Source organism: Hydrogenophaga sp. (assembly GCF_041913525.1).
Lineage (GTDB): Bacteria > Pseudomonadota > Gammaproteobacteria > Burkholderiales > Burkholderiaceae_C > Hydrogenophaga.
Genome location: NZ_JAYSFD010000017.1, coordinates 1 through 23,741, shown reverse-complemented (window position 1 = coordinate 23,741; position 23,741 = coordinate 1). Strand labels below are relative to the sequence as shown.

The window sequence follows — 23,741 nt, the reverse complement described above, 5'->3', positions numbered from 1 at the left end:
CCCATTTGGGGGATGGGCGTTGGTGGGCGGCATTCCTAGAATCTGCCGAATTTCACCGTCAAACGCCGATCACATATGGCGACGGTTTGCTTCGAATTCTTAGAAATCGCAAATGAGCACCGTGACAGAACGCACATTCTATTCAGGGGTCGATTCGAAGCCGCCGTACGTGGTGGAGCAGCACAGTGCTTTTCGACTTCCCCAGCCTCCGAGAATCCCGGGACTAATCAACGGCATGCTCGTTGCCGTTGAGGTCGAGAACCGCCTTCGGCACATTGCGTCATTAGTCAACGCAGCGACTGTCGCTTATCAATCTCAGCAACTGCACGAATACTTTTTTACGGTTGAATCCATGCTCCTGTCAATGCGACGAGTGCTTGATGACCTCGTCATGTCGCTCTACTGTCGCTTGAAGGAAGAGGAAGTCGTGAGGACGCGGCGAATCGAGGTTGACAGCTATGGAGCACTGTTCCGATCCGGGAAGCCGACTCCGTTCGGCGCTGCACTTGTCGCTGATTACATCCATCCGAACGAGGAATTTGCGGATGTTCTCGTGGAACTATCAAATTCGTACAAGCATAGCTACTTGCTAGCTGAGACGCGCGCTTGGGGCGCGGATTTCCCGACGGTGCTTGCGATCTACGCTCCGCGAAATGACTATTCCAAGCCAATCACCTTTCATAATCACAGCCTGGGACAATTGATCATCGGCTTCAACGCACTCGTTGCCGGCATCGCACAGAGGTCGCGAAAGATCGAGGTCCCGGCGGCGAAGGAAGATGGCGCGCACGATGCCTAACTCGGCAGTCGAAACGGAAGGTCTCGCGGAACGCTATCGCGTGGCCATGGTCCGCCGATCATTTCTATGTTGAGCGTCCGCTTTTATTTCCTCGGGATGTTCGCATTGGGTCGAGAGCAGCTTTTGATCAGTGGCAAACCATGGGACCGCTCACAGCCTGAAGTCGTCGCCTGCCTGACTAAAAACCCGGCCTCATGGCAATACGCCGTTGTTTCCGCCCGGTCCCCATACCAGTCCCTCACCTCTTACAACCCCGTAACCGCAGCCGGCCCCGGTCCATCGCCGTCACCAGATCGAAGCCGACCAAGGCATGTCCCGATGTGCGTGCCCTCAGCCCCTGTTCTTTCGCGCGATTCGCTCCCAATCGCGCAAGGTTTGCAGCAGGCGGTTGTGTGCGTCGGGGTGGCCGCCACTGAAGGCCTGGGTCAGGCGCGCTTTCATTGGCTCGCCGGGTGGCGGCGCACCGGTGGCTTTGAGCTGATCGATCAACAGCATCAGTGACTGGAAGTCACGGGCGTTCAAGGCCAACTCCAGCATGCTCTTGCCGTCGGCCGAGACGTCGGCCACGTTGGCGCCGTGGGCGATCATGTGTCGGACAAGGCCCGTTTTGCCGTGCTCGCAGGCCCAGTGAAAGGGGACCAGGCCGCTGGGCGTGGCTTGGTTGAAGTTGGCGCCAATGGCCAAGGCGTCGGGGGTCTCTGGCCAGCCCGAGGCCTTGATCATCTGCTGGGTTTTCCAATCGCTCATGGGGAATGTGGGTGTGTGTGGGGGCCGGGGTAGGGTAATGCCTGTGCGAATGGGCAAGGGCCGCGGCGTGTTGCGTGCGACGCAGCCCCCAATGCTTCACATGGCGGACGACCGAGGAAACCAGGTGGCGCCGCCCCCGGGTGCCGCGGTGGTCCGCCGCGTTCCGGCGATGGCGTAGGACAGTTCGTTGGCGGCGGTCATCACGGTCTGCGCGAGTTCGTGCAGGCGCTCCTCCGTGAGGCGTGAGGTGGGCCCCGAGATGCAGACCGAGCCCAGCAGCCGCCAGTTCAGGCCGAACACGGGTGCCGAGACGCTGGAGACTTCGGGCTCGCGCTCGCCCATCGAGAGGTGAAAGCCTCGCCGTCGGATCGACTCGTAGGGCTCACCCGGCTCACCTGAAAACGCCAGGATGACCCGCCCCGGCGAGCCGAGGTCAAGCGGCAGGCCGATGCCCACGCGCACGTGGTGGCGGATGGTCTGCGGCCCGTCCACCCGCGCCAGGCATTGGCGCTGTTGGCCTTCGCGCACGTAGAACGACGCGCTTTCCCCGGTCTTGACCGTCAGCGCACGCAACACCGGCTCCACGATCTCGTGCACGTCGAACACCGCCTGGTAACAGGCCCCGAGCCAGCCCGCCGCTCGGCCAAGGCGCCAGCTGCCGTCTTCTTTCTGCACCAGGTAGTGCTCGGCCGCCAGCGTTCGGGCCAGGCGCAGCGTGGTGGTCTTGTGCATGCCGGTGCGTCGGCTCATCTCCGCCAGCGTGAGCTGTGAATCGTCCATGCCAAAACTCTCAAGCAGGCGAAGTGCCCGCACCACGGCGGTCACGCTGCCGGTGCTGGTGTCGTTGTCTGCCGCATCTACCGCCTCGGCGGACTTTCGGGTGGGTTTCATTTGACGGCCTTGGTTTCAACTATTGAAACCACATTGTATTGAGCGAAACACCTCCGTACAGTCCGTTCCAGCCGTGGCACTGACCAGCGGCCGACAACTTCCACCGACATCTGGAGACAAGACATGCCACTTTCCCGCCGCCAAGCCCTGGCCGCCGCCAGCCTGTTGCTCGCCACGGGCGCCGCCTTCGCCCAGGCCTACCCTGCCAAGCCCATCAAGGTCATCGTTCCCTTCCCGGCCGGGGGCGGCACCGACCTGATCGCCCGCGAAGTGACCAGCCGAGTGCAGGCCAGCAAGGGCTGGAGCTTTGTCGTCGAGAACCGCCCGGGCACCGGCGGCAACATCGGCATCGACGCAGTCGCCAAGTCCCCGGCCGACGGCTACACCATCGGCCTGGGGCAGACCAGCAACCTGGCGATCAACCCGACCCTGTACAAGAAGATGCCGTACGACTCGGTGAAGGACTTGGCACCGATCGGGTTGGTGGCCAGCGCCCCGCTGGTTCTGGTGGTGGGTGAAACCTCGCCCTTCAAGACGCTTGGCGAGGTGGTAGCGGCCGCCAAGGCCAAACCGGGTTCGCTGAACATGGCCTTCTCCGGCAACGGCACGGTGGCGCACCTGGCCAGCGTGCTGTTCCAGAAGTCGGCCGGCGTCGAGTTCACCCACGTGCCCTACAAGGGCGCCGCTCAGGCTTCCACCGACGTGGTCAGCGGCCGCGTGGACCTGTACCTGTCGTCGGTGCCCACCCTCATCGGCTACATCAAGAACGGCAAGATGCGCCCGATCGCGGTGACCTCGCTCAAACGCGTGGATGACCTGCCCCAGGTGCCCACCATCGCCGAGTCGGGCGTCAAAGACTTTGAGGCCGTCACCTGGTTCGGCTTCGTGGCCCCGACTGGCACCCCGAAAGACATCGTCGCGCTGCTCAACGCCGAGTTCAACAAGGCCCTGCAGTCGCCCGACGTCAAAAAGAAGCTGAGCGACCAGGGCGCCGACGTGCTGGGCGGCTCGCCAGAAACCTTCGCCACGACGATCAAAAACGACCTGGCGCGCTGGGCCCCGATCGTCAAAGCCTCCGGCGCCACGCTGGACTGATTTCCTTCACCGAACGAGCACCCGACATGTCCCAGCCCGACATCATCAAAGACTTTCCCCGCGTCGCCCCTGACCTGGTGGCACAAGCCGCCCGGTACCAGCCGGCGATCTTCTCTGACATCAACGGCCGCCGCGGCGCGCTGCATGGCCGCATCCAAGCCCTGCGCCCGCGCATGAAGGTGGCCGGGCCGGCCTTCACGATCGAGGTGCGCCCTGGCGACAACCTCATGATCCACGCCGCCATGGCGCTGGCCAAGCCCGGCGACGTGCTGGTGATCGACGGCAAGGGCGACCAGACCTCGGCCCTGATGGGCACCATCATGATGACCGCCTGCCGCCAGCTCGGCCTGGCCGGCGTGGTGATGGACGGCGCGGTGCGCGACAGCCTGGAGATCGACGAGATGGACTACCCGGTCTTCTCGGTGGGCACCAACCCCAACGGCCCGACCAAGAACAACGGCGGGCGCATCGGCCACCCGGTCAGCGTGGGCGGCGTGACGGTGCACCCCGGCGACTTCGTCATCGGCGACGGCGACGGCGTGGTGGTGATCGAGCGCGAGGCGCTGCCCGGCCTGCTGCCGCTGGCCGAGCACAAGGTGCAAGCCGAAGCCAAGCGCATCGCGCAAATCCAGCAGGGCAACACCTCGGCTGCGTGGCTGACGGCCTCGCTGGTCGCGGCCGGTGTGCTGAAGGAAGGGGAAACCTTGTGAGCCACAAGCCCGTCATCCTGATCACCGCCGCCGACCTGGCGCCACAGGCCCTGGCCCTGCTCTCAGACCATGAGGTGGTCTTTGCCGGAAAGGCGCCGACGCAGGCCGACGTGGTGGCGCTGGCGCGCCAGCACAACCCTGTGGCCATCATCGTGCGCTACAGCGGCGTGAACGCCGAGGCCATGGACGCGGCACCTGCGCTGCGCGTGATCTCCAAACACGGCAGCGGCACCGACACCATCGACAAGGCGGCCGCCGCCGAACGCGGCATCGCGGTCACGGCCGCCGTGGGCGCCAACGCCGCCGCCGTGGCCGAACAGGCCCTGGCCCTGCTGCTGGCCTGCGCCAAGTCCGTGGTGCAGCTGAACCAGCGCATGCACGACGGCCACTGGGACAAGGCCACGCACAAGAGCCTGGAGCTGGGCGGCCGCACCGTGGGCCTGGTGGGCCTGGGCGCCATCGGCCTGCGTTTTGCCAAGATGGCCGACGCCATGGGCATGCGGGTGATCGGCTTTGACCCGTTCGCCAAGAACCTGCCCGGGTACGTGACGGCGGTGGACCTGGAGACGATCTGGCGCGACGCCGACGCCATCTCGCTGCACTGCCCGCTGACGCCCGAGAACAAGGGCCTGCTCAACGCGCAAACCCTGGCGCGCTGCAAGCCGGGCGTGATCGTGGTGAACACGGCGCGCGGCGGCCTGATCGACGAGCCCGCGCTGCTGGCCGCGGTGCAGTCGGGCCAGGTGCGCATGGCGGGGCTGGACAGCTTCGCCGTCGAGCCCATGACCGTGCCGCACATCTTCCACGGCCAGCCGGGCTTCATCCTCAGCCCGCACATTGGTGGCGTGACCAGCGATGCCTATGTGAACATGGGCGTGGCGGCGGTGCAGAACACATTGGCGGTGCTGCGCACGGCCACCGCCACGGCCTGAGCCTCAGCCCGCAGACCACCATGAGCACACCACGCTGGCAACAGTCTCCCCCAGGCAGCCACTGGGGTGAGTTTGGTGCCGACGACCAGCTTGGTCGCATGAACCTGGTGAACGCGGCCAAGGTGCTGCAAGGCGTGGCCGAGGTCCAAACCGGCCAGACCTTCTGCCTGTCACTGCCCCTGGACGTACCGGGCGGCCAGGCCCTCAACCCACGGCGCATGCCGCCGCGCCGCTACAGCGTGCTGCGCGACGGCAAGAGCGCCGGGCAGCAGGGGTTCTGCTGGTCGTACCAGGGCGAAGACCCGGACCTGACCGACGTCATCAACGATGACGTGGTGCTGATGAGCCTGCAGTACTCCACGCAGTGGGACAGCCTGGCCCATGTCGGCAGCCATTTCGATGCCGACGGCGACGGCGTGGCCGAGGCGGTGTTCTACAACGGCCACCGCGCGGGCGACGCCATCCGCCCCGCGCAGGAAGACCCGCAGGCCACTGCGCCCTGGGCGCGCTACCCCGGGCCACAGGCCGGCGCGCTGGACATCGCGGGCCTGGCCGCCCACGGCGTGCAGGGGCGCGGCGTGATGATCGACCTGGAACACCACATCGGCCGCCAGCGGCAGGCCGTGGGCTACGACGCGCTCATGCGCGTGCTTGACGCCGACGGCGTGGTGGTCGAGCCCGGCGACATGGTCTGCCTGCACACCGGCTTTGCCGACACCCTGCTGTCCATGAACCGCCAACCCGACGTGGCGCGGCTGCACGCCACTGGCAGCGGTCTCGACGGACACGATGCGCGTTTGCTCAACTGGATCACCGACAGCCGCCTGGCCTGCCTGCTGGCCGATAACCCGGCGGTGGAGCTGGTGGTGCCCAAGCTCGCCAGCACCTCACAAGCCGGTCAGCCGCTGCGTCAGCCCCGCCTGCCGCTGCACGAACACTGCCTGTTCAAGAACGGCATCCACCTGGGCGAGCTTTGGTACCTCACCGAACTCGCGCGCTGGCTGCGCCAACACGGACGCAGCCGCTTTCTGCTCACGGCGCCGCCGCTGCGCCTGCCGGGGGCGGTGGGCTCACCAGCCACCCCGATCGCCACCGTCTGACGGTGCCCACCGATTCCGGTTTCAATCACCCTTGGAGACAACCATGAACCCCAATAACACCCGCCGCTCCCTCCTGGCCTTCAGCGCCGCACTGGCCATGGCCGCCCTGGCTCCCCTGGCCCAGGCCCAGCCCGCGTGGCCCGCCAAGGCGGTTCGCATCATCGTGCCCTATGGCCCTGGCGGCGCGGTGGACGTGGTCACCCGCAAGATGGCGCAGAAGCTGACCGAACAGACCGGCCAGAGCTTCTACGTAGAAAACAAACCGGGCGCGACCGGCACCATCGGCGCCAGCCTGGCAGCCAAGGCCGAGCCCGACGGCTACACCCTGTTGGCCAACGACACCACCCATTCGCTGCTGCCCCATATCTTCAAAAAGCTGCCCTTCGACCCGCAGGCCGATCTGGTCCCCGTGAGCGCGTTCGTGTTCGCGCCCATGGGCCTGGCGGTGAACGCGCAGTCCCGTTTCAAGACCCTGAACGACCTGCTGGTTGAAGCCAAACGCGAAGCCAACAAGGTGAGCTACGGCACTGGCGGGCCGGGCACCACGCCGCACTTCGCGACCGAGGCCCTGGGCATCGCCACGGGGGTGAACTTCATGCACATCCCGTTCAAGGGGGCAGGAGAGGCCACGACCGCCATCCTGTCGAACACCATCGACATGCAGATCGCCTCCACCACTGGCCTCATGGGCAACGTCAAGGGCGGCAAGATGCGCCTGCTGGCCGTCAGTGGCGACAAGCGCCTGCCCGCCCTGCCCGACGTGCCCACCTTTACCGAGGCCGGCGTCAAGTGGCCCGGGGTGGTGAACTGGACCGGCCTGTGGGCGCCCAAGGGCACACCGGCGGACGTGCTGGCCCGTCTGCAGAAGGAAGTCGCCACCGCCATGGCCAGCGCCGACATGAAGACCTTCGCCGAAGGCATGGGTGCCGAGGCGCGCCAGATCGGTTCGGAAGCCTTCGGCCGGATGCTCAAGGACAGCACCGACGCCTGGGGCAGGGTTGCCGCCAACACCGCCTTCGAAAAGCAATAAGCACCGCAGGGGCCGCGCCATCGCGCCCCATTGCCACCCCTCGGAGACCAGCATGCAACAACACCTTGGGCACGCCCGTGCCCTGGCCGCACTCGGCCTGACATTTCTGATCACCCCGCTGAGCAGCACCTGGGCCCAGACACCCGCCTGGCCCGCCAAACCGGTGCGCCTGGTGGTGGGCTTTGCCGCCGGCGGCCCCACCGACGTGGTGGCCCGCGGCTTCGCCGAGCAAGCCGGCAAGGGCCTGGGGCAAGCGATGGTGGTGGACAACAGGCCCGGGGCCAACACCATCATCGCGGCAGAAGCCGTGGCCAACGCCAGCGACGGCCACACCTTGCTGATGGCCGCGACCAACCACACCATGATCCCGGCCCTGTACAGCGAGCGCATCAAGTTCGACGCGGTGCGCTCGTTCAAGCCGGTGTGCCGCATCGCCAGTGCGCCCACGGTGCTGGTGGTCGGCCCGTCGCTGCCAGTCAAGAGCCTTGGCGAGTTCGTCGAACGCGCCAGGGCAGCGCCACTGGGCATCACCTACGCCACGCCGGGCATGGGCAGTTCGGTGCACTTCGCCAGTGAACTGTTCGCCCGACAAGCCGCCGTGAAACTGACCCATGTGCCCTACAAGGGCGCCGCCCCCGCCGTGGCCGATGTGATGGCCGGTCAGGTCGATGCCTCGTTCGCCACGCTCGGCTCGGTGCTGCCGCTGATCAAGTCAGGCAAGCTCACCGCGCTGGCCCTGGCCCACCCGCAGCGCTCGGCCCAACTGCCCGGTGTGCCCACCTTTGCCGAGGCCGGCTTCAAGGACTACGCGGCCAACGCATGGTACGGCCTGCTGGCCCCCGCCGCCACGCCTGAGCCGGTCATGGCCCTGCTGCAACGCGAGGCACGCGCCTACGCGACCTCGGCCGCCGGCTCCGACAAGCTGCGCTCGCTGGGCATGGAACCCCAGGTGCAGTGTGGCGACCCCTTCGCGCAAGACGTGGCCCGCGAGACCGCCGTCTGGACCCAGATCGCCCAGCAACTCAAGCTCAAGGTCGACTAAGACACACCCCAGAAAGACAACAGGAGACGCACCATGAAGCCCATGCCCATTGACACCGTCCGCCGCCAGTTCGTGGCCGCCCTGGGCGGCGCCGTCTCGCTGGCCGGCCTTGCCGGCTGTGCCACCGCCCCCGCCCCGCGTGCGCCCCAGGCGCCGCAACCCCAGCCCACCACCGTGCCACACTCCGCCGGCACCGAGGTGCCGCGCTTTGCCCTGCCCGCCTTGGCCTGCGACTGCCACCACCACATCTACGACCGCCGCTACCCGGCCCACCCGTCGGCCACGCTATTGCCCGACGACGCCAGCGTGGCCGACTACCGCCTGCTCCAGCAGCGCCTGGGCCTGCAGCGCAACGTGGTGGTGCAACCCTCGACCTACGGCACCGACAACCGCCTGCTGGTTGACGCGCTCAAGGCATTTGGCACGGGCGCGCGCGGCGTGGCCGTGGTGGACACCAGCGTGACCGATGCCCAGTTGCGCGACCTGCACGCCGCGGGTGTGCGCGGCCTCCGCTTCAACCTGAGCTTCCTGGTCGGTGTCACCGCCGACATGATGGAGCCGCTGTCCCGCCGCATCGCCCCGCTGGGCTGGCACCTGCAAGTCAACGGCAACGCCGACCGCCTGCTGGCGGCGGCCGACACCTTGCAGCGCCTGGCCTGCCCGGTGGTGTTCGACCACATGGGCCAACTGCCACAACCGCAAGGCCTCAAGCACCCGGCGTTCGCGCTCTACGCGCGCCTGCTGGAGAGCGACAAGGCCTGGTTCAAGCTCTCGGGCGCCTATCTCACCAGCAAACAGCCCGATCTGTCGGACGTGGGCGTGGTCGCGCGTGCCCTGATCGGCCTGGCCCCCGAGCGCATGCTCTGGGGCAGCGACTGGCCACACCCGACCAAGAAGGCCAACGAGAAACCCGACGACGCGGCGCTGCTGAACCTGCTGGACGATTGGGCGCCCACCGCCGCCATCCGCCAGCGCATACTGGTCGACAACCCCGCCAAGCTCTACGCTTTCTGAGGCCTGCCATGTTCCTGCTCCAACCACCCGAAGTCCGCACGCTCGACGTCTTCAGCACCCTGCCCGCGCGCTTCCGCCAACGCCAACGCACGGTGTGGAGCGAGGCCAACATGGGCGGGCGAGAGGTGGACTCGTTCCTCGAAGGCCCGGTGTTCGACGACGCCGGCAACCTCTACGTGACAGACATTCCGTTCGGCCGCGTGTTCCGCATCGACCCCAAAGGCGAATGGGACCTGGTGGCGCAGTGGGACGGCGAGCCCAACGGCATGAAGTTCCTCAACGCTACCGAGTTGCTGGTGACCGACTACCGCAACGGGCTGATGGTGGTGGACAGCCGCAGCGGCGCGGTGCGGCCTTACCTGGGCCGGCGCAACACCGAGAGCTTCAAGGGCCTGAACGACCTCACCTTCGATTCGCAAGGCAATCTGTACTTCACCGACCAGGGCCAGACCGGTCTGCACGACCCCACGGGCCGTGTCTACCGGCTCAGCCCGACGGGTCGGCTGGACCTGCTGCTGGCCAACGTGCCCAGCCCCAACGGCATCGTGCTGTCGCTGGACGAGAAGTTTCTGTTCGTCGCCGCCACGCGAGGCAACTGCGTGTGGCGCATGCCACTGCTGGCCGATGGCGGTGTGTCCAAGGCCGGGCAGTTCTTCACGTCCTACGGCCCCAGCGGGCCGGATGGTCTGGCCATGGACAGCGCCGGGCAACTGCTGGTGGCCAACCCGGGCCTGGCCTATGTGTGGGTGCTCAACCACCGGGCCGAGCCGGTGCAGGTGCTGCGCGCGCAGACCGGCACCTCCCTCACCAACCTGGCCTTCGGCGGGCCGGACCGCCAGACGCTGTACTGCACCGAATCGACCAGCGGCACGATCCTTTTCCACCCCATGGGCCACCCAGGAGGCCCGGTGCACGCCGGGACCGCCCAGCCTCGCACTTGATCGGCCCGACACCGGGCATGGCCGGTCTCGCAGGCCAGTCAAGCCAAACGGCGCACCCAAAAAATCGGGGCCCCAAGGGGCCCCGATTGCTCTCTTACCGATGCTCGATCAATCGAGCTGAATGTTCAGCCCCTTGATGAGCGACTCCATCTTGCGGGCCTCGGTCTTGATGAGGGCCTCGAACTGCTCAGGCGTACCCACCACCACCTCAGAGCCGATCTCCAGCCACTTCTCCTTGAACGCGGGGTCGGCAAAGATGGCGCGCACCTCGGCGTTCAGGCGGTTGACGATGGCTTTGGGCGTGCCGGCGGTGGTGGAGATGCCGTGCCAGGCGTAGTACTCAAATTCGGGGTAGCCCAGTTCGCTGATGGAGGGCACGTCGGGCAGCATGGGCGAGCGGCTCTTGGTGGTCACGGCCAGGGGGCGCAGCTTGCCGCTCTTGATGTGCTGGATCGAGCTGCCCAGGATGTCGAACATGCTGCTGATCTGGCCACCCATCAGGTCGGTGATGGCCGGGCCGGCGCCCTTGTAAGGCACGTGGGTGATGTCCACCTTGGCCATGTCCTTGAACAGCTCGGCGCCCAGGTGCTGCGGCGTGCCGTTGCTGGCCGAGCCGAAGGTGAGGCGGTTGTTGGGCTGGCGGGCGGCGTCCACGTAGTCTTTGAAGCTGCGGATCTTGCTGTTCTCGGCCACTTCCAGCACCAGCGGGAACTTGGAGATCTGCACGATCGGCGTCAGGTCTTTCACCGGGTCAAAACCCAGCTTGGGGTAGAGGTACTGGTTGGCCGAGAGGTTGCCGCTGGCGGCCAGCAAGATGGTGTAGCCGTCGGGCTTGGCGCGCACCACCTGGCCGGTGCCGATGTTGCCGCTGGCGCCGGCGCGGTTGTCCACCACCACCGTGGTGTTCAGGCGCTTGGACAGGGGCTGGGCAATAAGGCGGGCCATCAGGTCGGTGGGGCCGCCCGGGGGGAAGGGCACCACGAAGGTGATGGGGCGGCTGGGCCAGGCGTCCTGGGCCAGGGCGGCCAGGGGCAACAAGAGGGCAGCAATCAGGCTAGCTTTGAATTTCATGGTGTGTCTCCTGGTTCTGGTGGGGAAAGGGGGATGGCGCGGCGGCTCGGCCTCAGCGTCAGCGGGCGTCGTGCGAATGGATCTGCAGCGCCTCCAGAAAGCGCGAGACCATGTTGTAGGCGGCCACGGTGGCGGTGATCTCCACGATCTGCTCGTGCGAGTGCAGCGCGGCCAGCTCGGCGAACACGGCATCAGGCACTTGCACCTGGCGGGTCATGGCGTCGGTGTAGGCCAGCACGGCGCGCTGCTGCGCGTCAAACAGCGGGCTGTTCGCCCAGTCGTTCAGGGCATCCAGCTGGGCCTGGGTCATGCCCTCGCGCAGGGCGATGGGGGCGTGCTGGTCGGCCTCATAAGGGGCGTTGTTCAGCAGGGCCACCCGCATGATGATCAGCTCGCGCAGCGCGCCAGAGAGCGTGGTCTTCTGGCGAATGGCCGTGAGGTAGGTGAGCCAGCCCTCGGCCACCGGCCCGCTGTGCATGAGCATCTGGTACAGGTGCAGCAGGTTGCCGCGCTCGGCAATGATGCGCTCGGCCAGGGGGCGCACGGCGTCGCGGGTGCAGTCGGCGTAAGGGATACGGGCCACGAAAACTTCCTTGCTTGTCGAATCGGGTGGTCTGCCCTGGCGCCACGTGGGCGGCCGGGCTTGGGTGGGCCGATTCTGGTGGCGGCTGATATATTTTTGAAATTCTTTTTTGATATTGATTTATCGGCCGACGGAATGAATATCTCGCCCAAGCAACTGCGGCTGTTCCTGGCCTTGTCGGAATCGCTCAACTTCAGCAAGACGGCCGAGCAGCTCTTCATCTCGCAGCCCTCGCTCAGCAAGGCCATTCAAGAGCTGGAGGAAGAACTCGGCCTCACGCTGTTTGAGCGCACCACGCGCAGCGTGCGCCTCACGCCCTCGGGGGCGCGCATGGCGGTGGTGGCGCGCTCGGTGCTGGGCGAGTTCGAGGCGGGGCTGAAGCGGTTTCAGTCATCGGCCGAGCGCGAGGCCGCACAACTGTCCATCGCCGCCTGGCCCTCGCTGGCGCACGTGGTGCTGCCCGCCGTGTGCGCCGCACTCGAGCGGCAAACGCCCACGCCCCAAATCACCCTGCACGACTGCGCCAACAGCGCCTGCCTGCAGCGCCTGCTGAACCACCAAGCCGATTTCGCGCTGGCCTCGGTGGCGCCCTCGCACCCCGACCTGCAATACGAAGAGCTGCTGCGCGACCGCTTCGTGCTGCTGGCCGGCGGCAAGTGGCGCAAGCAGGTGCGCCCGCAAATGCGGCTGGACGAGCTGCTGGCCCTGCCCCTCATCACCCTCACCGACGCCAGCACCGCCATGCGCTACATGAGCGCGGCCTACCTGCAGCGCGGCATTGAGTACCGGCCCAAGATGCAGGTGGACCAGGTGGCCACGGTGGCTGGCCTGGTGAAGAAGGAAGTGGGCGTGGCGGTGCTGCCCTACCTGGGGGTGATGCCCATCCTGGGCATGGCCGGCATTCAAACCAGCGAAATCGTGGACGGCCCTTTGCGCTCGGTGGGCATCGTCACCCGCCGCCTGGGCCACCCCAGCGCCGTGGCCCAGACCGCCATGGACCTGGTGCGAAGCGTGAGCGCCGAACTGATGGGCAAGTACCCGGGCTGGCTGCTGCCGCCCTCTTCGCGCAAGCGGTGAACGCGATGCCCTTATTTTTTAATACTTAAGTTAAACTTCATGCTTCCTATATAGACATCAGGGAGTAAAAGTGAAAGTAGTTGACAAGGAAGTATTGGCCAATCAGCCGAACGATCTCAAGGCACCAGCATCGAGCGGCCAACCACTTCGCACACCAGCCATTTCGCTCATTACCCAAGGGTTCGCCATACTCAAGCTCCACGAGGCGGCCCTGGCATCGACTTGGGCATGCCTTGACAAAATCAATCGCGTATCAATGGAAGAGCGCACGGCCTTCAGCTTTCCCCAGACCACAAGCGGCTTTCTCCCTCAAGGCGGCGAACACGCCAAGTACACAAACAATGCCGATCTCTGCGATCGCTTTTGTTACTGGCAAAAATACGCAGCGATGTACAAGGCGCATCCGTTCGCAAATGAGCCTCTTTTTGGGGAGATCGCCGCTTCCGAGCTCCATATGTGGTCACTCGCACAAAATCTCATCAAAGAGATTTGGACATTCTTCCATAGCAGGGAGGAACTAATGCTAAGGAGCAACTCGTACCTGCAACTCTGCATGTATGAGAGTCAACTCCATGACAGCGCGCGTGAGTACCTTCAAGACCGACACGAGGATGGTCATTTGCTAACGCTAATCAAACCTAACCGCGATGGACTGGTTCTATTTTTGGATGATGAAGAGACGCCGATCTATCTCAAAGACGATGAGATTCTTGCTATCACTGGGTCCCTGCTGACCACCCTGTCGGATGGACAAATTGCACCCATGTATCACGCGGTGCGCAAGCCGAATGTTCGACTTACCCGAAATTCAATTGTGTACTTTGCAATACCCGACCTCAGTAGACCCTATACAACTCTTCTAGGTAAAAACTGCATCTCTATCGCTGATCAGGCAAATGAGAGCCATGTGGCTTTCGGCAATCTACCGTTGGTTTGATCCCATTGCCGCACCCAATTAGCAAGCTCTTGGACACAGTTCAAAAAAAGCCGGAGGAGAGATGGTGGTCTGGTCCTTCATTGAGGGCATGCTACTGGGCGCAGGCTTGCTGGTTGCCCTTGGCCCTAAGGACGTCTTTGTCATCCGCAACACCATGCACGGACACAACGCCTTGGAACTGATTGCCATCTGTTCGCTGGCCGATGTTCTGCTGATTTCCTTGGGCGTGCTGGGCCTCGGCGCGGCACTCACCTCGCACCAATGGCTGATGACGCTCACGATGGTCTTCAGCATTGCGTACTTGGCCTACTTCGGCGTCAAAGCGCTTCTGGCCATCCGAGGTAGCGCCGACGGCGCACCTTTCGACAAGGTGTCGGCGCCATCGGCCGGAACCAATCGTCAAGTGATCAAAGCCGCCCTTTTCCACTCCCTGCTCACGCCCTATGCCTGGCTGGACACCGTACTGGTGATCGGCTCATTGAGCGCGCTGAAGATCGGCCCAGCCAAATTTGGCTTTGCCGCCGGCGCCATGGCCGCCTCATTCACGTGGTTCGTGTTTCTGGCGATAGGGTCGCGCATAGCTGCCCCGGCCTTTCGCCATCGAAGGGCTTGGCAACTGCTCGACTTGATCGTCGCCGCGTCCATGCTGACGCTGGCCACCAAACTGGCAGCCGACTACCCTTGGCGCGCGGCTTAAAAAGGGGTGGCAGCAAGCTCTGCATGACCTTGTATACGGGCATTTCTGGCTCGTTGGTCTGTCGTGCTGCCGAACACAGCGAATAAATCTCTTGTAGTAATAACTGTATTTATGTACAGTATTTTGGATGTGCAATCCCGCACATCCATCCAGCTCCAGGAGCCCCACATGCTTGACCACATGACGTTTCGCGTGACCGACATCGCTCGCGCCAAGGCCTTTTACTCTGCCGCCCTCGCTCCCTTGGGCTATTCCATCTGTTTCGAAGGCCAGTACGGGTCGAACATCCTGGGGCTGGCCTACCCAGACGCCGCCGAACCCGACGGCCAGAAGGCGGATGTGTGGTTCATCGACGGGCCCTCACCCTACGGCGGCCCGGCTGCCACCTCGGGCTGCCACCTCGCCTGGAAAGCCCAAACCCGTGCACAAGTGGACGCCTTCTACCGCGCGGCGATTGCCGCTGGCGGACAAGACAACGGCCCCCCCGGGCTTCGGCCGGACTACCACGCGAACTATTACGGGGCGTTCGTCATTGACCCTGAGGGCAACAACATCGAGGCGGTCTGCCACCTCCCCGAATAAGCCATACGAGAGGCGCGGATACAGCCCGCGCGGGCTCAACCGCTGCACACCTGGGGCCGACGATCGCTGGTGGGGCTTTCGGATCTCGCGTAGCCCCGTCTGCCCTGGCCCTCAGGCCAGCATGTCGAAGCCCTGAGCCTCCACGCTGACGAAGGCGCGGGTGAAGCCGGCCAGGGCGGCGTAGAAGCGGGCCTTGGGGTGGGCTTCGATGGCGTCGCACATCTGGGTCACCCAGGGCTGCACGTGGGCGCTGAAGAACTTTTGCTGCTGCGTGAGGTTGGCCACTTCCACGTCGTCACCGGCGATCAGGTAGCGCATCACCTCGCACACATAGGCCACGTGGTCTTCGGTCTCGGGCATGGCCTCGTCGCGGGCCAGGCCCAGCGCGGCCAGGTCGCCGCGCAACTGGGCCAGTGGCTTCTCATTCAGAAAGCCGCTGAGGTAGTGCGAGCCGAACAGAAACACCTCGGGCTTGCCCACGCCGCCGAAGAGCGCGTCGTACTCGTCGGCCACGTCGGCGTCGCTCAGGTCGCGGGCCGCACCCACCACCAGGCGCCAGGGCTCTTCCAGAAAACCCCCGGCGGCGGGGGCCTCGGTCACGGCCACGCGAAGCTGGCCCATCAGCTCAGGGCTGGGCGGCGCGTAGTACATGGCGGCCAGCAGCCCATACACCTCGGCGCGGGCGGTTTCTTCGTCGAGGGCGGAGGAGACGGGGATGCGTTCTTGCATGGTCGGCTCAGAGGTCGGAGATTTTTGTTTCGTTCGGGTTGGTGTACAGGTCCACCACGCGGCAATCGCCGCACATCTTCAAGCGCTCCAGGGCCTGGCCCTGGAACATGCTGTGGCCCGTCAGCTTGCCCAGCATGGCCTCGATGCCCTTGAGCGTGCCGAAGGGCTTCTGGCAGCGGATGCAGCGGTAGGGCTCGGCCTCGTTGATCACGCGCGGCTGGCGGCGCTGCTCGGTGAGCAGCAGGCGCGGCTGCAGCTCAATGGCGTTTTCGGGGCAGGTGGTGGCGCACAGGCCGCACTGAACGCAGTTCTTCTCAATGAAGCGCAGTTGCGGGCGCTCGGCGTTGTCTTGCAGGGCGCTGGCCGGGCAGGCGCTGACGCAACTCAGGCACAAGGTGCAAGCGTCGCGGTTGATGTTGAGGGTGCCGAAGGGCGAGGCCGCGGGCAGCGCAATGGCGGCATCGCTCGTGCGGTTGGCGCGGGTAGCGCTGTCGTGCAGCAGGTGGTCAATCGCCAGGTCGAGCGTGGCGCGTTTCTCGGGCTGCACGGCGAAGCTGGCGGCCTTGGTGACGCCTTGGGCCGGGGCCTCGGCCAGCTCGGCGTCGAGCGCGGCCAGGTCGCGCGCGTCGCGCACTTCGATGAGTTTGAAGTGCTGGCCGCTGTAGCCCAGGGCCTGCACGATGGACTCGGCCACGGCCATCTGCTCACGCAGGGCATCAAAGTACTGCGGCGCTTCTTCGCCGGTCATGAGCACCCACACCTGCGAGGCGCCGTAGGCAAAGGCGGTGAGCCACAGGTCGATGCCAGTGGACGCGGTGTGCCACAGCGGCAGCGGGATCACGCGGGCGGGCACGCCGCGCACGGTCTTGTCGAGCTGGGCCAGGCGGCCCAGGTCGTTCACCAGCTCGGCGCCGGCCTGCTGGCTGTGCAGCAGCAGCGCAGCGTCTTTGCCACCGGCCTTGGCGTAGGTGGCCAGCAGGGTGCGCAGCTTCACGCCCTGCTCGCTGGCGCGGGGGTAGGCGTAGCTGATGGCGCCGGTGGGGCACACGGTGGTGCAGGTGCCGCAACCCACGCAGAGGTTGGGGTTCACCACGATCTGCTGGCGCTTGAGGTCGCTGCTGATGGCCGAGGCGGAGCACACGTCCACGCACGCGCTGCAACCCACGGTCTGGTTGCGGCCGTGAGCGCAGAGCTTTTGTTTGTAGGTGAAGAACTTGGGCTTCTCGAACTCGCCCACCAGGTCGCGCAACTGCGTGACCGCGCGCACCTGGGCCAAGGCGTCGGCCGCGGGCGGCAGGTGCACATAGCCCTGGGGCAGCGCGTGCTGGGTGAAGCCGGGCGCGGCGCGCAGGTCAAGCACAAGGTCGAATTTCTCTTCGCGCTCTTGCGCGTCGCGCTGGAAGTTGATGGCGCCCACGGCCTCGCAGGCCTTCACGCAGGCGCGGTGCGACTGGCAGCGCGAGAGGTCGATCTGGTAGTCCAGGCCGATGGCGCCTTCGGGGCAGGCGGCCACGCAGGCGTTGCAGCGGGTGCACAGGTCAAGGTCGATCGGGTTGCGGCTGCTCACCACCACGTCAAAAGCGCCCAGCCAGCCGCGCAGGCTTTGCAGCTCGCCGGCGATCACCGGGTACTGGCGCGCCTGCTGGCCGCTGCCGCCGGTGGCCAGCAATGTCACGTCAAGCGCGTCGCTCACCAGGGCGGCCATGGCCTCGGCGCGCTCCAGCGGGCCAATGATAAGCAGGCGGCCTTCGCTCTTGTAGGTGACGGTGGGCACCGGCTCGGGGTCGGGCAGGCGCGCGGCGGCCAGCAGCGCGGCCATCTTGGGCGTGGCCTGTTTGGCCTCGCGGCCCCAGCCGCCGGTTTCGCGGATGTTCACGAAGCGGATGGGCCGCACGTCCAGCGACACGGCGCCTTCGGTCTCTTGCGAGAGCTCGGTGAACAAGCGGCTTTCTTGCGTGCAGGCCACCACCAGCTCGTCGCTGCTGCGGGTGGCGCGCTGGAAGGCCGGTGCGTCGCGCCGGCACAGCGTGGTGTGCAGGGTCAGGTCTTCATCCAGCGCGTCCCCCAGGGCTTTCGCGTTCAGGGGCATGGTCTGGTTGCAGTTGCAGATCAGCGTGGTCATCGTGGGGCAGGGGCTGGGGCGGTTCGGTGGCCTGCGCGGGCAGGTCGGTGTCGGCGGCGACCGGGTCGCTGGCCGGGGCAGGTTCGGCGGCGGCTTCGGTGGCCGTCTGTGCCTGGGTGTCGGGGTTCGCTTCGGTGGCGGCGGCTTTTTCCTGGGGCTCGTCCACCAGCTTCAGGAACTGGGCGCCCACCATCTTGGCCAGCTCCAGTTGGGAGAGCGGGCTGGGCTTGGTGTAGTCGTCGATGTAGATGTCCAGGCCGTCCATCACGTTGAAGTGCGGGTCGGCGAACAGCTTTTTCACCGCGGCGTTGCGCACCTCGCTGGGCACGGTCTTGGCCACGAAGGGCGAAAAGTCGGCCTGGGGCGTGAGCTGGGCCACGTCGTCCAGCGTGGGCGCGGGGGCCGGGGCAGGCTCGGCCGCTGGCGCGGGGGCCGGTGCCACGGGCGCTGCGGCCACCGGCTTGGGCGGCGGCTCGACCGGCGCTGGTGTCACCGGCTCAGCCGCCACCGGCTGGCCCACCCGGTCTTGCGCCTTGCGGCGCGACCAGCGCGAGAAGAAGCTCTCGTTGTCCTGGGCCATGGTCAGGCTCCGGGTGGCGGGCCGCGGCGCTTGTCGGTGCTGATGCGCACCGGGTTGCCGAAGCGGTCGGTCAGGGGTTTGAAGCTCTCGGGGCGCTTGCGCTTCTTGGGCTCGGGCACGTAGGTGGTGTCCACGAAGGCGCGCAGCCAGTCCACCACCTCGTCGGGCGCGGGCACCTGGTCCACGCGCTCTTGCGCGTCAAGCCAGCGGCCGGCGTCGTGGTAGCTCAGGGTCACGATCTGGGGCACGGCCATGGGCTCGCCATCGAGCAGGCGCTCGTCGTCGGCGCGCCAGAACACCCAGAAGCAAGGGTTGGGGCTGCTGAGGTTGAGGTAATAGCCCTCGGCGTCATCGCGGAACAGCTCCACCCGGTGGCGCGGGAACAGCCAGTGGCTGGCGCGCGGGTCGGCCCCGGCGGCGTTCACCGGCTCCACGGCCTGCGGCTCGTGTTCGGTATCGGCGTCCAGCAGGTTGGTTTCGTCGGGCGTGGCGTGCAGCAGCACGTCGGCCAGCACCCAGCGCCAGGGCTGCCAGCGGGCCATGGGGCCGTCCACCGGCTCGCGGCGCATGACCACGTCCACCTCCAGGGCGGGGCGTGTCGATGGGGTGGGGGTATGGGTGTCGGACATACGAGGGCGAGACTGTACGCCATCACCCCCCGGGGTGCAGCACCGCTGGGCCTTGACCCCGCGGTGCGCCCCGCCAAGCCAGGGAATACCCCGACTCAGGTGTCCTTGGAGATCTTGATGGACGGGAACTTGGACGAGAAATCCTTGGCCTTGGCCGCGATCTTGATGGCCACCTGGCGGGCCACGCCCTTGTACAGGCCAGCGATCTCGCCCTCGGGGTCGGCCACCACGGTGGGCCGGCCGCTGTCGGCCTGCACGCGAATGCTCATGTTCAGCGGCAGCGCGCCCAGGTAGTCCATGCCGTACTCGGCGGCCATGTTCTTGCCGCCGTCGGCGCCGAAGATGTGCTCCACGTGGCCGCACTTCTCGCACACGTGCACCGCCATGTTTTCCACGATGCCCAGAATGGGCACGCCCACCTTCTCGAACATCTTGATGCCCTTGCGCGCGTCCAGCAGGGCGATGTCTTGCGGGGTGGTGACGATGACGGCGCCCGTGAGCGGCACGCGCTGGCTCAGGGTGAGCTGGATGTCGCCGGTGCCGGGCGGCATGTCCACGATCAGGTAATCGAGGTCTTTCCAGTTGGTCTGGCGCAGCAGTTGCTCCAATGCCTGGGTGGCCATGGGGCCGCGCCAGATCATGGCCTCGTCGCGGTCGATGAGGAAACCGATCGAGATGACCTGGATGCCGAAGTTCTCCAGCGGCTCCATGGTCTTGCCGTCGGCGCTCTCGGGGCGGCCTTCGATGCCCAGCATCATGGGCTGGCTGGGGCCGTAGATGTCGGCGTCAAGCACACCCACCTTGGCGCCCTCGGCGGCCAGGGCCAGCGCCAGGTTGACGGCGGTGGTGCTCTTGCCCACGCCGCCCTTGCCCGAGGCCACGGCGATGATGTTCTTCACATTGGGCATGAGCTGCACGCCGCGCTGCACGGCGTGCGCAATGATGCGGGTGCTCAGGTTGACCGACACGTTCTCCACGCCCGGCACCGACTTGGCCGCGGCGATCAGCGCCTTGCGCAGGCCGGGCAACTGGCTCTTGGCGGGGTAGCCCAGTTCCACGTCGAACGACACGTCGCCGTCTTGCGCCTGCAGGTTCTTCAGGGCCTTGGTGGTGACGAAGTCGCGCCCGGTGTTGGGGTCCTGGACGGTTTGCAGCGCGTTGAGCAGCGCCTGGGAATCGACGGGCATGGGGGATGGCTCCGGGAGGTGGGTTGTCTTGCTTGTAGTGGGTGCCAGGGGGCGGGCGCCAAGTCTACCGACTCTGCCCGGGCCCGGCGATTCACGCAGACCCTGTGCGGTCTTGCGCCCGCCTAAAATTGCGGGTTCCGCCCAAGAAAGCACATGCCATGAGCCAGCGCCGCCTCTTCGTCACCACCGCCCTGCCCTACGCCAACGGCCATTTCCACATTGGCCACATCATGGAATACATCCAGGCCGACATCTGGGTGCGGTTCCAGCGCATGCAGGGCCACGAGGTGAACTTCGTCGGCGCCGACGACGCCCACGGCGCCCCCATCATGATCGCCGCTGAGAAGGCCGGCAAAACACCGCAGCAGTTCGTGGCCGACATCGCCGCTGGCCGCAAGCCCTACCTCGACGGCTTCCACATCGCCTTCGACAACTGGCACAGCACCGACGCGCCCGAGAACCACGAACTGGCGCAAGAGATTTACCTCGCCCTCAAGGCCAATGGCCTGATCGAGACCCGCACCATCGAGCAGTTCTTCGACCCCGAGAAGAGCATGTTCCTGCCCGACCGCTTCATCAAGGGCGAGTGCCCCAAGTGCGGCGCGAAAGACCAATATGGCGACAACTGCGAGGTGTGCGGCGCGGTGTACGCCCCCACCGAACTGAAGAACCCCTACTCGGCCCTCTCTGGCGCCAAGCCGGTGCTCAAGAGTTCCGACCACTTCTTCTTCAAGCTGTCCGACCCGCGCTGCCTCGATTTCCTCAAGGCCTGGACCAACAGCGGCGCGGTGCAGCCCGAGGTGCTGAACAAGATCACCGAGTGGATCGAGCCCGGCGAGGACGGCAAGCCCAAGATGGGCGACTGGGACATCAGCCGCGACGCGCCTTACTTCGGCATCGAGATTCCCGACGCCCCGGGCAAGTACTTCTATGTGTGGCTGGACGCTCCGGTGGGCTACCTGGCCTCGCTGAAAAACTACCTGGGCAAGACCGGGCGCGACTTCAATGCCTTCATGGCAGACCCGGCCACCGAGCAGTACCACTTCATCGGCAAGGACATCATCACCTTCCACACCCTGTTCTGGCCCGCCATGCTGCACTTCAGCGGCCGCAAGGTGCCCAACGCGGTGTTCGTGCACGGCTTCCTCACCATCAACAACGGCGAGAAGATGAGCAAGAGCCGCGGCACCGGCCTTGACCCGCTGAAGTACCTGCAGCTCGGCATGAACCCCGAGTGGCTGCGCTACTACCTGGCCGCCAAGCTCTCGGCGCGCAACGAAGACGTGGACTTCAACCGCGACGACTTCATGCTGCGCGTCAACAGCGACCTGATCGGCAAGTTCGTGAACATCGCCAGCCGCGCCGCCGGCTTCATCGCCAAGCGCTTCGGTGGCCAACTCGGCAGCGTCTCGGCCGACGGCCAGGCCCTGCTGCAAGCCCTGCAAGCCAAGGCCGACGCGGTGGCCGCGCTGTACGAATCGCGCGAATACGGCAAGGCCCTGCGCGAGGTGATGGCCCTGGCCGACCAGGTCAATGCCTACGTCGACCAGAACAAGCCCTGGGAACTGGCCAAGCAAGAAGGCCAGGACGCGCGCCTGCACGATGTGTGCACCACCTGCATCGAGGCCTTCCGCCTGCTCACCCTCTACCTCAAGCCGGTGCTGCCGGCGCTGGCCGCCAGCGTCGAAGGTTTCCTGCAGTCGGCCCCGCTGGTGTTCGCTGATGCGCAGCGCCTGCTGGGCGCGGGCCACGCCATTCAGCCCTACCAGCACCTGATGCAGCGCGTGGACGTGAAGCAGCTCGACGCCCTGTTCGAGCCCCCGGCCGCGCCCGAGCCCGAGAAGACCGTGCCCGGCGGCGAGCCCATCGCCGAGACCATCTCCATCGACGACTTCGCCAAGATCGACCTGCGCATCGCGCAGATCGTGAACTGCGAGCCGGTGGAGGGCTCCACCAAGCTGCTGCGCCTCACGCTGGACGTGGGCGAAGGCCGCACGCGCAACGTGTTCAGCGGCATCGCCAGCGCCTACCAGCCGGCCGACCTGGTGGGCAAGCTCACCGTGGTGGTGGCCAACCTGGCGCCACGCAAGATGAAGTTCGGCGTGAGCGAAGGCATGGTGCTGGCCGCCAGCCACGCCGACGAGAAGGCCGAACCCGGCATCTACGTGCTCAACCCCTGGCCGGGCGCCCAGCCCGGCATGCGCGTGCGCTGAGCCTGCGCGATCAGTCGGCATCCTTAAGGAGGTCGAGTTGGGTGCGAAGGTCGGCGAGACGTGCAGGAGGCACGGCGTGAGCGAGCCGACGTACTACAAGTGGAAGAGCCAGTTCTCGGGCATGACCGTCTCGCAGCTGGCGCAGCTGCGCCAGCTGCAGGACGAGAACGCCAAGCTCAAGCGCATGTACGCCGACCTGGCGCTCATGCATCACGCACTCAAGGATGTCGTCGACCGAAAGCTCTAACCCCGGAGCGTCGTGAGCTGGTCGTGCAGGCCCTCGTGGCCGAGCAAGGCATGAGCGAGCGACGTGCCTGCCAGACCAGCGGCATTGCCCGCTCCACGCTGCGCTACCGACCCGTTGCACGCGACGACTCCGGGGTCATCACCTTCATCCAGGCCCACATGGCACTGAACCCGCGCCACGGCTTCGGGCTGCTATACGACAGTGCCCGCCACCAGGGCAGCCCTGGGGCAAGACGGTGCTCTGGCGCGTGTATTGCGAGCTGCGGCTGAACCTACCCCGGCGCGGCAAGAAGCGCCTGCCTGCGCGCATCAAACAGCCCCTACACCCCGCAGGCCAACCCAACCAGGGTTGGAGCTGCGACTTCATGGCTGATGCGCTGTGGTCAGGGCGCAGGTTCCGCACCTTCAATGTCATCGACGAGTTCAACCGCGATGGCCTGCGCATCGAGGTCGACACCAGCCTGCCGGCTGTGCGTGTCATCCGGGAATTGAACGAACTGGTGGAGGTGCGCGGTGCGTCGCTGTCGATTCGCCTAGACAACGGCCCAGAGTTCATCGCCAGCGCGCTGGCCCAGTGGGCTCAGAGCAAGGGCATCACTCTGCAGCACATCCAACCAGGCAAGCCCATGCCAAACGCCGATGTCGAACGATTCAACAAGACCTGACGCACCGAGGTTCTCGGCTGTTGCGTCTTCGACAAGCTACAGGAAGTTCGTGACATGACGGCCGATTTGACCTGCCCCCTTTAGACGTACCAGTGTTGAGTTAGCGAGTCCAAGGTTGTGGA

General features: G+C 66.0%; 26 protein-coding genes. 17 read left to right on the top strand and 9 right to left on the bottom strand.

The genetic code is table 11. From position 1 onward, the window contains the following. Positions 1 to 112 precede the first annotated feature (112 nt). Positions 113 to 799 (top strand): hypothetical protein, encoded by a 687-nt coding sequence (locus ACE3RQ_RS16825; protein WP_374523224.1) that lies wholly within the window; start codon positions 113 to 115, stop codon positions 797 to 799. A gap of 330 nt (positions 800 to 1,129) precedes the next feature. Here the strand turns inward: ACE3RQ_RS16825 and ACE3RQ_RS16820 are convergent, their stop codons facing one another. Together ACE3RQ_RS16820 and ACE3RQ_RS16815 are read right to left on the bottom strand one after the other, a co-directional pair. Then, positions 1,130 to 1,546 carry a hypothetical protein gene (locus ACE3RQ_RS16820; protein ID WP_374523223.1) on the bottom strand — a complete coding sequence of 139 codons (417 nt, stop codon included), beginning with the start codon at positions 1,544 to 1,546 and terminating at the stop codon, positions 1,130 to 1,132. Between the two features lie 96 nt (positions 1,547 to 1,642). Further along, a complete protein-coding gene (locus tag ACE3RQ_RS16815; RefSeq protein WP_374523222.1) occupies positions 1,643 to 2,437 on the bottom strand; it encodes an IclR family transcriptional regulator in 795 nt (264 codons plus the stop codon). 123 nt (positions 2,438 to 2,560) lie between these two features. On the opposite strand from ACE3RQ_RS16815, the gene ACE3RQ_RS16810 reads away from it, so the two are divergent. Genes ACE3RQ_RS16810 through ACE3RQ_RS16775 form a run of 8 tightly spaced genes read left to right on the top strand, consistent with a single transcriptional unit; the run spans position 2,561 to position 10,301 of the window. Next, positions 2,561 to 3,532: a Bug family tripartite tricarboxylate transporter substrate binding protein gene (locus tag ACE3RQ_RS16810; RefSeq protein WP_374523221.1), complete on the top strand. Its 972-nt coding sequence runs from the start codon at positions 2,561 to 2,563 to the stop codon at positions 3,530 to 3,532. 26 nt (positions 3,533 to 3,558) lie between these two features. After that, the gene (locus ACE3RQ_RS16805) at positions 3,559 to 4,242 is read left to right on the top strand and encodes an RraA family protein (RefSeq protein WP_374523220.1); all 684 of its coding nucleotides are present in this window, start codon (positions 3,559 to 3,561) and stop codon (positions 4,240 to 4,242) included. Further along, entirely contained in the window at positions 4,239 to 5,174 is a 936-nt protein-coding gene (locus tag ACE3RQ_RS16800; protein WP_374523219.1) for an NAD(P)-dependent oxidoreductase, read from the top strand. The genes ACE3RQ_RS16805 and ACE3RQ_RS16800 overlap by 4 nt, the downstream gene beginning before the upstream one ends. Before the next feature lie 20 nt (positions 5,175 to 5,194). Then, complete coding sequence (locus tag ACE3RQ_RS16795; protein WP_374523218.1) at positions 5,195 to 6,274, top strand: cyclase family protein; 1,080 nt, start codon at positions 5,195 to 5,197, stop codon at positions 6,272 to 6,274. Between the two features lie 43 nt (positions 6,275 to 6,317). Then, complete coding sequence (locus tag ACE3RQ_RS16790; protein ID WP_374523217.1) at positions 6,318 to 7,304, top strand: Bug family tripartite tricarboxylate transporter substrate binding protein; 987 nt, start codon at positions 6,318 to 6,320, stop codon at positions 7,302 to 7,304. 52 nt (positions 7,305 to 7,356) lie between these two features. Then, entirely contained in the window at positions 7,357 to 8,346 is a 990-nt protein-coding gene (locus ACE3RQ_RS16785) for a Bug family tripartite tricarboxylate transporter substrate binding protein (RefSeq protein ID WP_374523216.1), read from the top strand. A gap of 33 nt (positions 8,347 to 8,379) precedes the next feature. Next, complete coding sequence (locus ACE3RQ_RS16780) at positions 8,380 to 9,360, top strand: amidohydrolase family protein (protein ID WP_374523215.1); 981 nt, start codon at positions 8,380 to 8,382, stop codon at positions 9,358 to 9,360. Between the two features lie 8 nt (positions 9,361 to 9,368). After that, entirely contained in the window at positions 9,369 to 10,301 is a 933-nt protein-coding gene (locus ACE3RQ_RS16775) for an SMP-30/gluconolactonase/LRE family protein (protein WP_374523214.1), read from the top strand. A 108-nt stretch (positions 10,302 to 10,409) separates the two neighbouring features. Here the strand turns inward: ACE3RQ_RS16775 and ACE3RQ_RS16770 are convergent, their stop codons facing one another. Next, positions 10,410 to 11,372, bottom strand: a complete 963-nt coding sequence (locus ACE3RQ_RS16770; protein ID WP_374523213.1) for a Bug family tripartite tricarboxylate transporter substrate binding protein — start codon at positions 11,370 to 11,372, stop codon at positions 10,410 to 10,412. 58 nt (positions 11,373 to 11,430) lie between these two features. Continuing rightward, positions 11,431 to 11,955 (bottom strand): carboxymuconolactone decarboxylase family protein, encoded by a 525-nt coding sequence (locus ACE3RQ_RS16765; RefSeq protein WP_374523212.1) that lies wholly within the window; start codon positions 11,953 to 11,955, stop codon positions 11,431 to 11,433. Positions 11,956 to 12,090: 135 nt separating this feature from the next. On the opposite strand from ACE3RQ_RS16765, the gene ACE3RQ_RS16760 reads away from it, so the two are divergent. From ACE3RQ_RS16760 to ACE3RQ_RS16745, 4 genes are all read left to right on the top strand, one after another. Next, positions 12,091 to 13,032 carry a LysR substrate-binding domain-containing protein gene (locus tag ACE3RQ_RS16760; protein WP_374523211.1) on the top strand — a complete coding sequence of 314 codons (942 nt, stop codon included), beginning with the start codon at positions 12,091 to 12,093 and terminating at the stop codon, positions 13,030 to 13,032. Positions 13,033 to 13,102: 70 nt separating this feature from the next. Continuing rightward, the gene (locus tag ACE3RQ_RS16755; RefSeq protein WP_374523210.1) at positions 13,103 to 13,969 is read left to right on the top strand and encodes a hypothetical protein; all 867 of its coding nucleotides are present in this window, start codon (positions 13,103 to 13,105) and stop codon (positions 13,967 to 13,969) included. Positions 13,970 to 14,030: 61 nt separating this feature from the next. Further along, complete coding sequence (locus tag ACE3RQ_RS16750) at positions 14,031 to 14,666, top strand: LysE/ArgO family amino acid transporter (protein ID WP_374523209.1); 636 nt, start codon at positions 14,031 to 14,033, stop codon at positions 14,664 to 14,666. Between the two features lie 168 nt (positions 14,667 to 14,834). Beyond that, positions 14,835 to 15,248, top strand: a complete 414-nt coding sequence (locus ACE3RQ_RS16745; RefSeq protein WP_374523208.1) for a VOC family protein — start codon at positions 14,835 to 14,837, stop codon at positions 15,246 to 15,248. Positions 15,249 to 15,359: 111 nt separating this feature from the next. On the opposite strand, the gene ACE3RQ_RS16740 is transcribed toward ACE3RQ_RS16745, so the two are convergent. From ACE3RQ_RS16740 to apbC, 5 genes are all read right to left on the bottom strand, one after another. Further along, positions 15,360 to 15,977, bottom strand: coding sequence for a molecular chaperone (locus ACE3RQ_RS16740; RefSeq protein ID WP_374523207.1), 618 nt, complete (start codon positions 15,975 to 15,977; stop codon positions 15,360 to 15,362). 7 nt (positions 15,978 to 15,984) lie between these two features. After that, the gene (locus ACE3RQ_RS16735; protein WP_374523271.1) at positions 15,985 to 18,066 is read right to left on the bottom strand and encodes a 4Fe-4S binding protein; all 2,082 of its coding nucleotides are present in this window, start codon (positions 18,064 to 18,066) and stop codon (positions 15,985 to 15,987) included. Beyond that, positions 18,026 to 18,679, bottom strand: a complete 654-nt coding sequence (locus tag ACE3RQ_RS16730) for a DUF3306 domain-containing protein (protein ID WP_374523206.1) — start codon at positions 18,677 to 18,679, stop codon at positions 18,026 to 18,028. The genes ACE3RQ_RS16735 and ACE3RQ_RS16730 overlap by 41 nt, the downstream gene beginning before the upstream one ends. Positions 18,680 to 18,681: 2 nt before the next feature. Further along, positions 18,682 to 19,308, bottom strand: a complete 627-nt coding sequence (locus ACE3RQ_RS16725; protein WP_374523205.1) for a DUF3305 domain-containing protein — start codon at positions 19,306 to 19,308, stop codon at positions 18,682 to 18,684. Between the two features lie 95 nt (positions 19,309 to 19,403). After that, positions 19,404 to 20,495 carry an iron-sulfur cluster carrier protein ApbC gene (gene apbC / locus ACE3RQ_RS16720; RefSeq protein WP_374523204.1) on the bottom strand — a complete coding sequence of 364 codons (1,092 nt, stop codon included), beginning with the start codon at positions 20,493 to 20,495 and terminating at the stop codon, positions 19,404 to 19,406. A gap of 158 nt (positions 20,496 to 20,653) precedes the next feature. Between apbC and metG the strand changes: the two genes are divergently transcribed. Genes metG through ACE3RQ_RS16700 form a run of 4 tightly spaced genes read left to right on the top strand, consistent with a single transcriptional unit; the run spans position 20,654 to position 23,619 of the window. After that, positions 20,654 to 22,708: a methionine--tRNA ligase gene (metG, locus tag ACE3RQ_RS16715; RefSeq protein ID WP_374523203.1), complete on the top strand. Its 2,055-nt coding sequence runs from the start codon at positions 20,654 to 20,656 to the stop codon at positions 22,706 to 22,708. 19 nt (positions 22,709 to 22,727) lie between these two features. Next, a complete protein-coding gene (locus ACE3RQ_RS16710; protein ID WP_374523270.1) occupies positions 22,728 to 22,955 on the top strand; it encodes a transposase in 228 nt (75 codons plus the stop codon). Positions 22,956 to 23,005: 50 nt separating this feature from the next. Then, positions 23,006 to 23,224, top strand: a complete 219-nt coding sequence (locus tag ACE3RQ_RS16705) for a hypothetical protein (protein ID WP_374523201.1) — start codon at positions 23,006 to 23,008, stop codon at positions 23,222 to 23,224. Next, positions 23,191 to 23,619 (top strand): DDE-type integrase/transposase/recombinase, encoded by a 429-nt coding sequence (locus ACE3RQ_RS16700; protein WP_374523200.1) that lies wholly within the window; start codon positions 23,191 to 23,193, stop codon positions 23,617 to 23,619. The genes ACE3RQ_RS16705 and ACE3RQ_RS16700 overlap by 34 nt, the downstream gene beginning before the upstream one ends. Positions 23,620 to 23,741 lie beyond the last annotated feature (122 nt).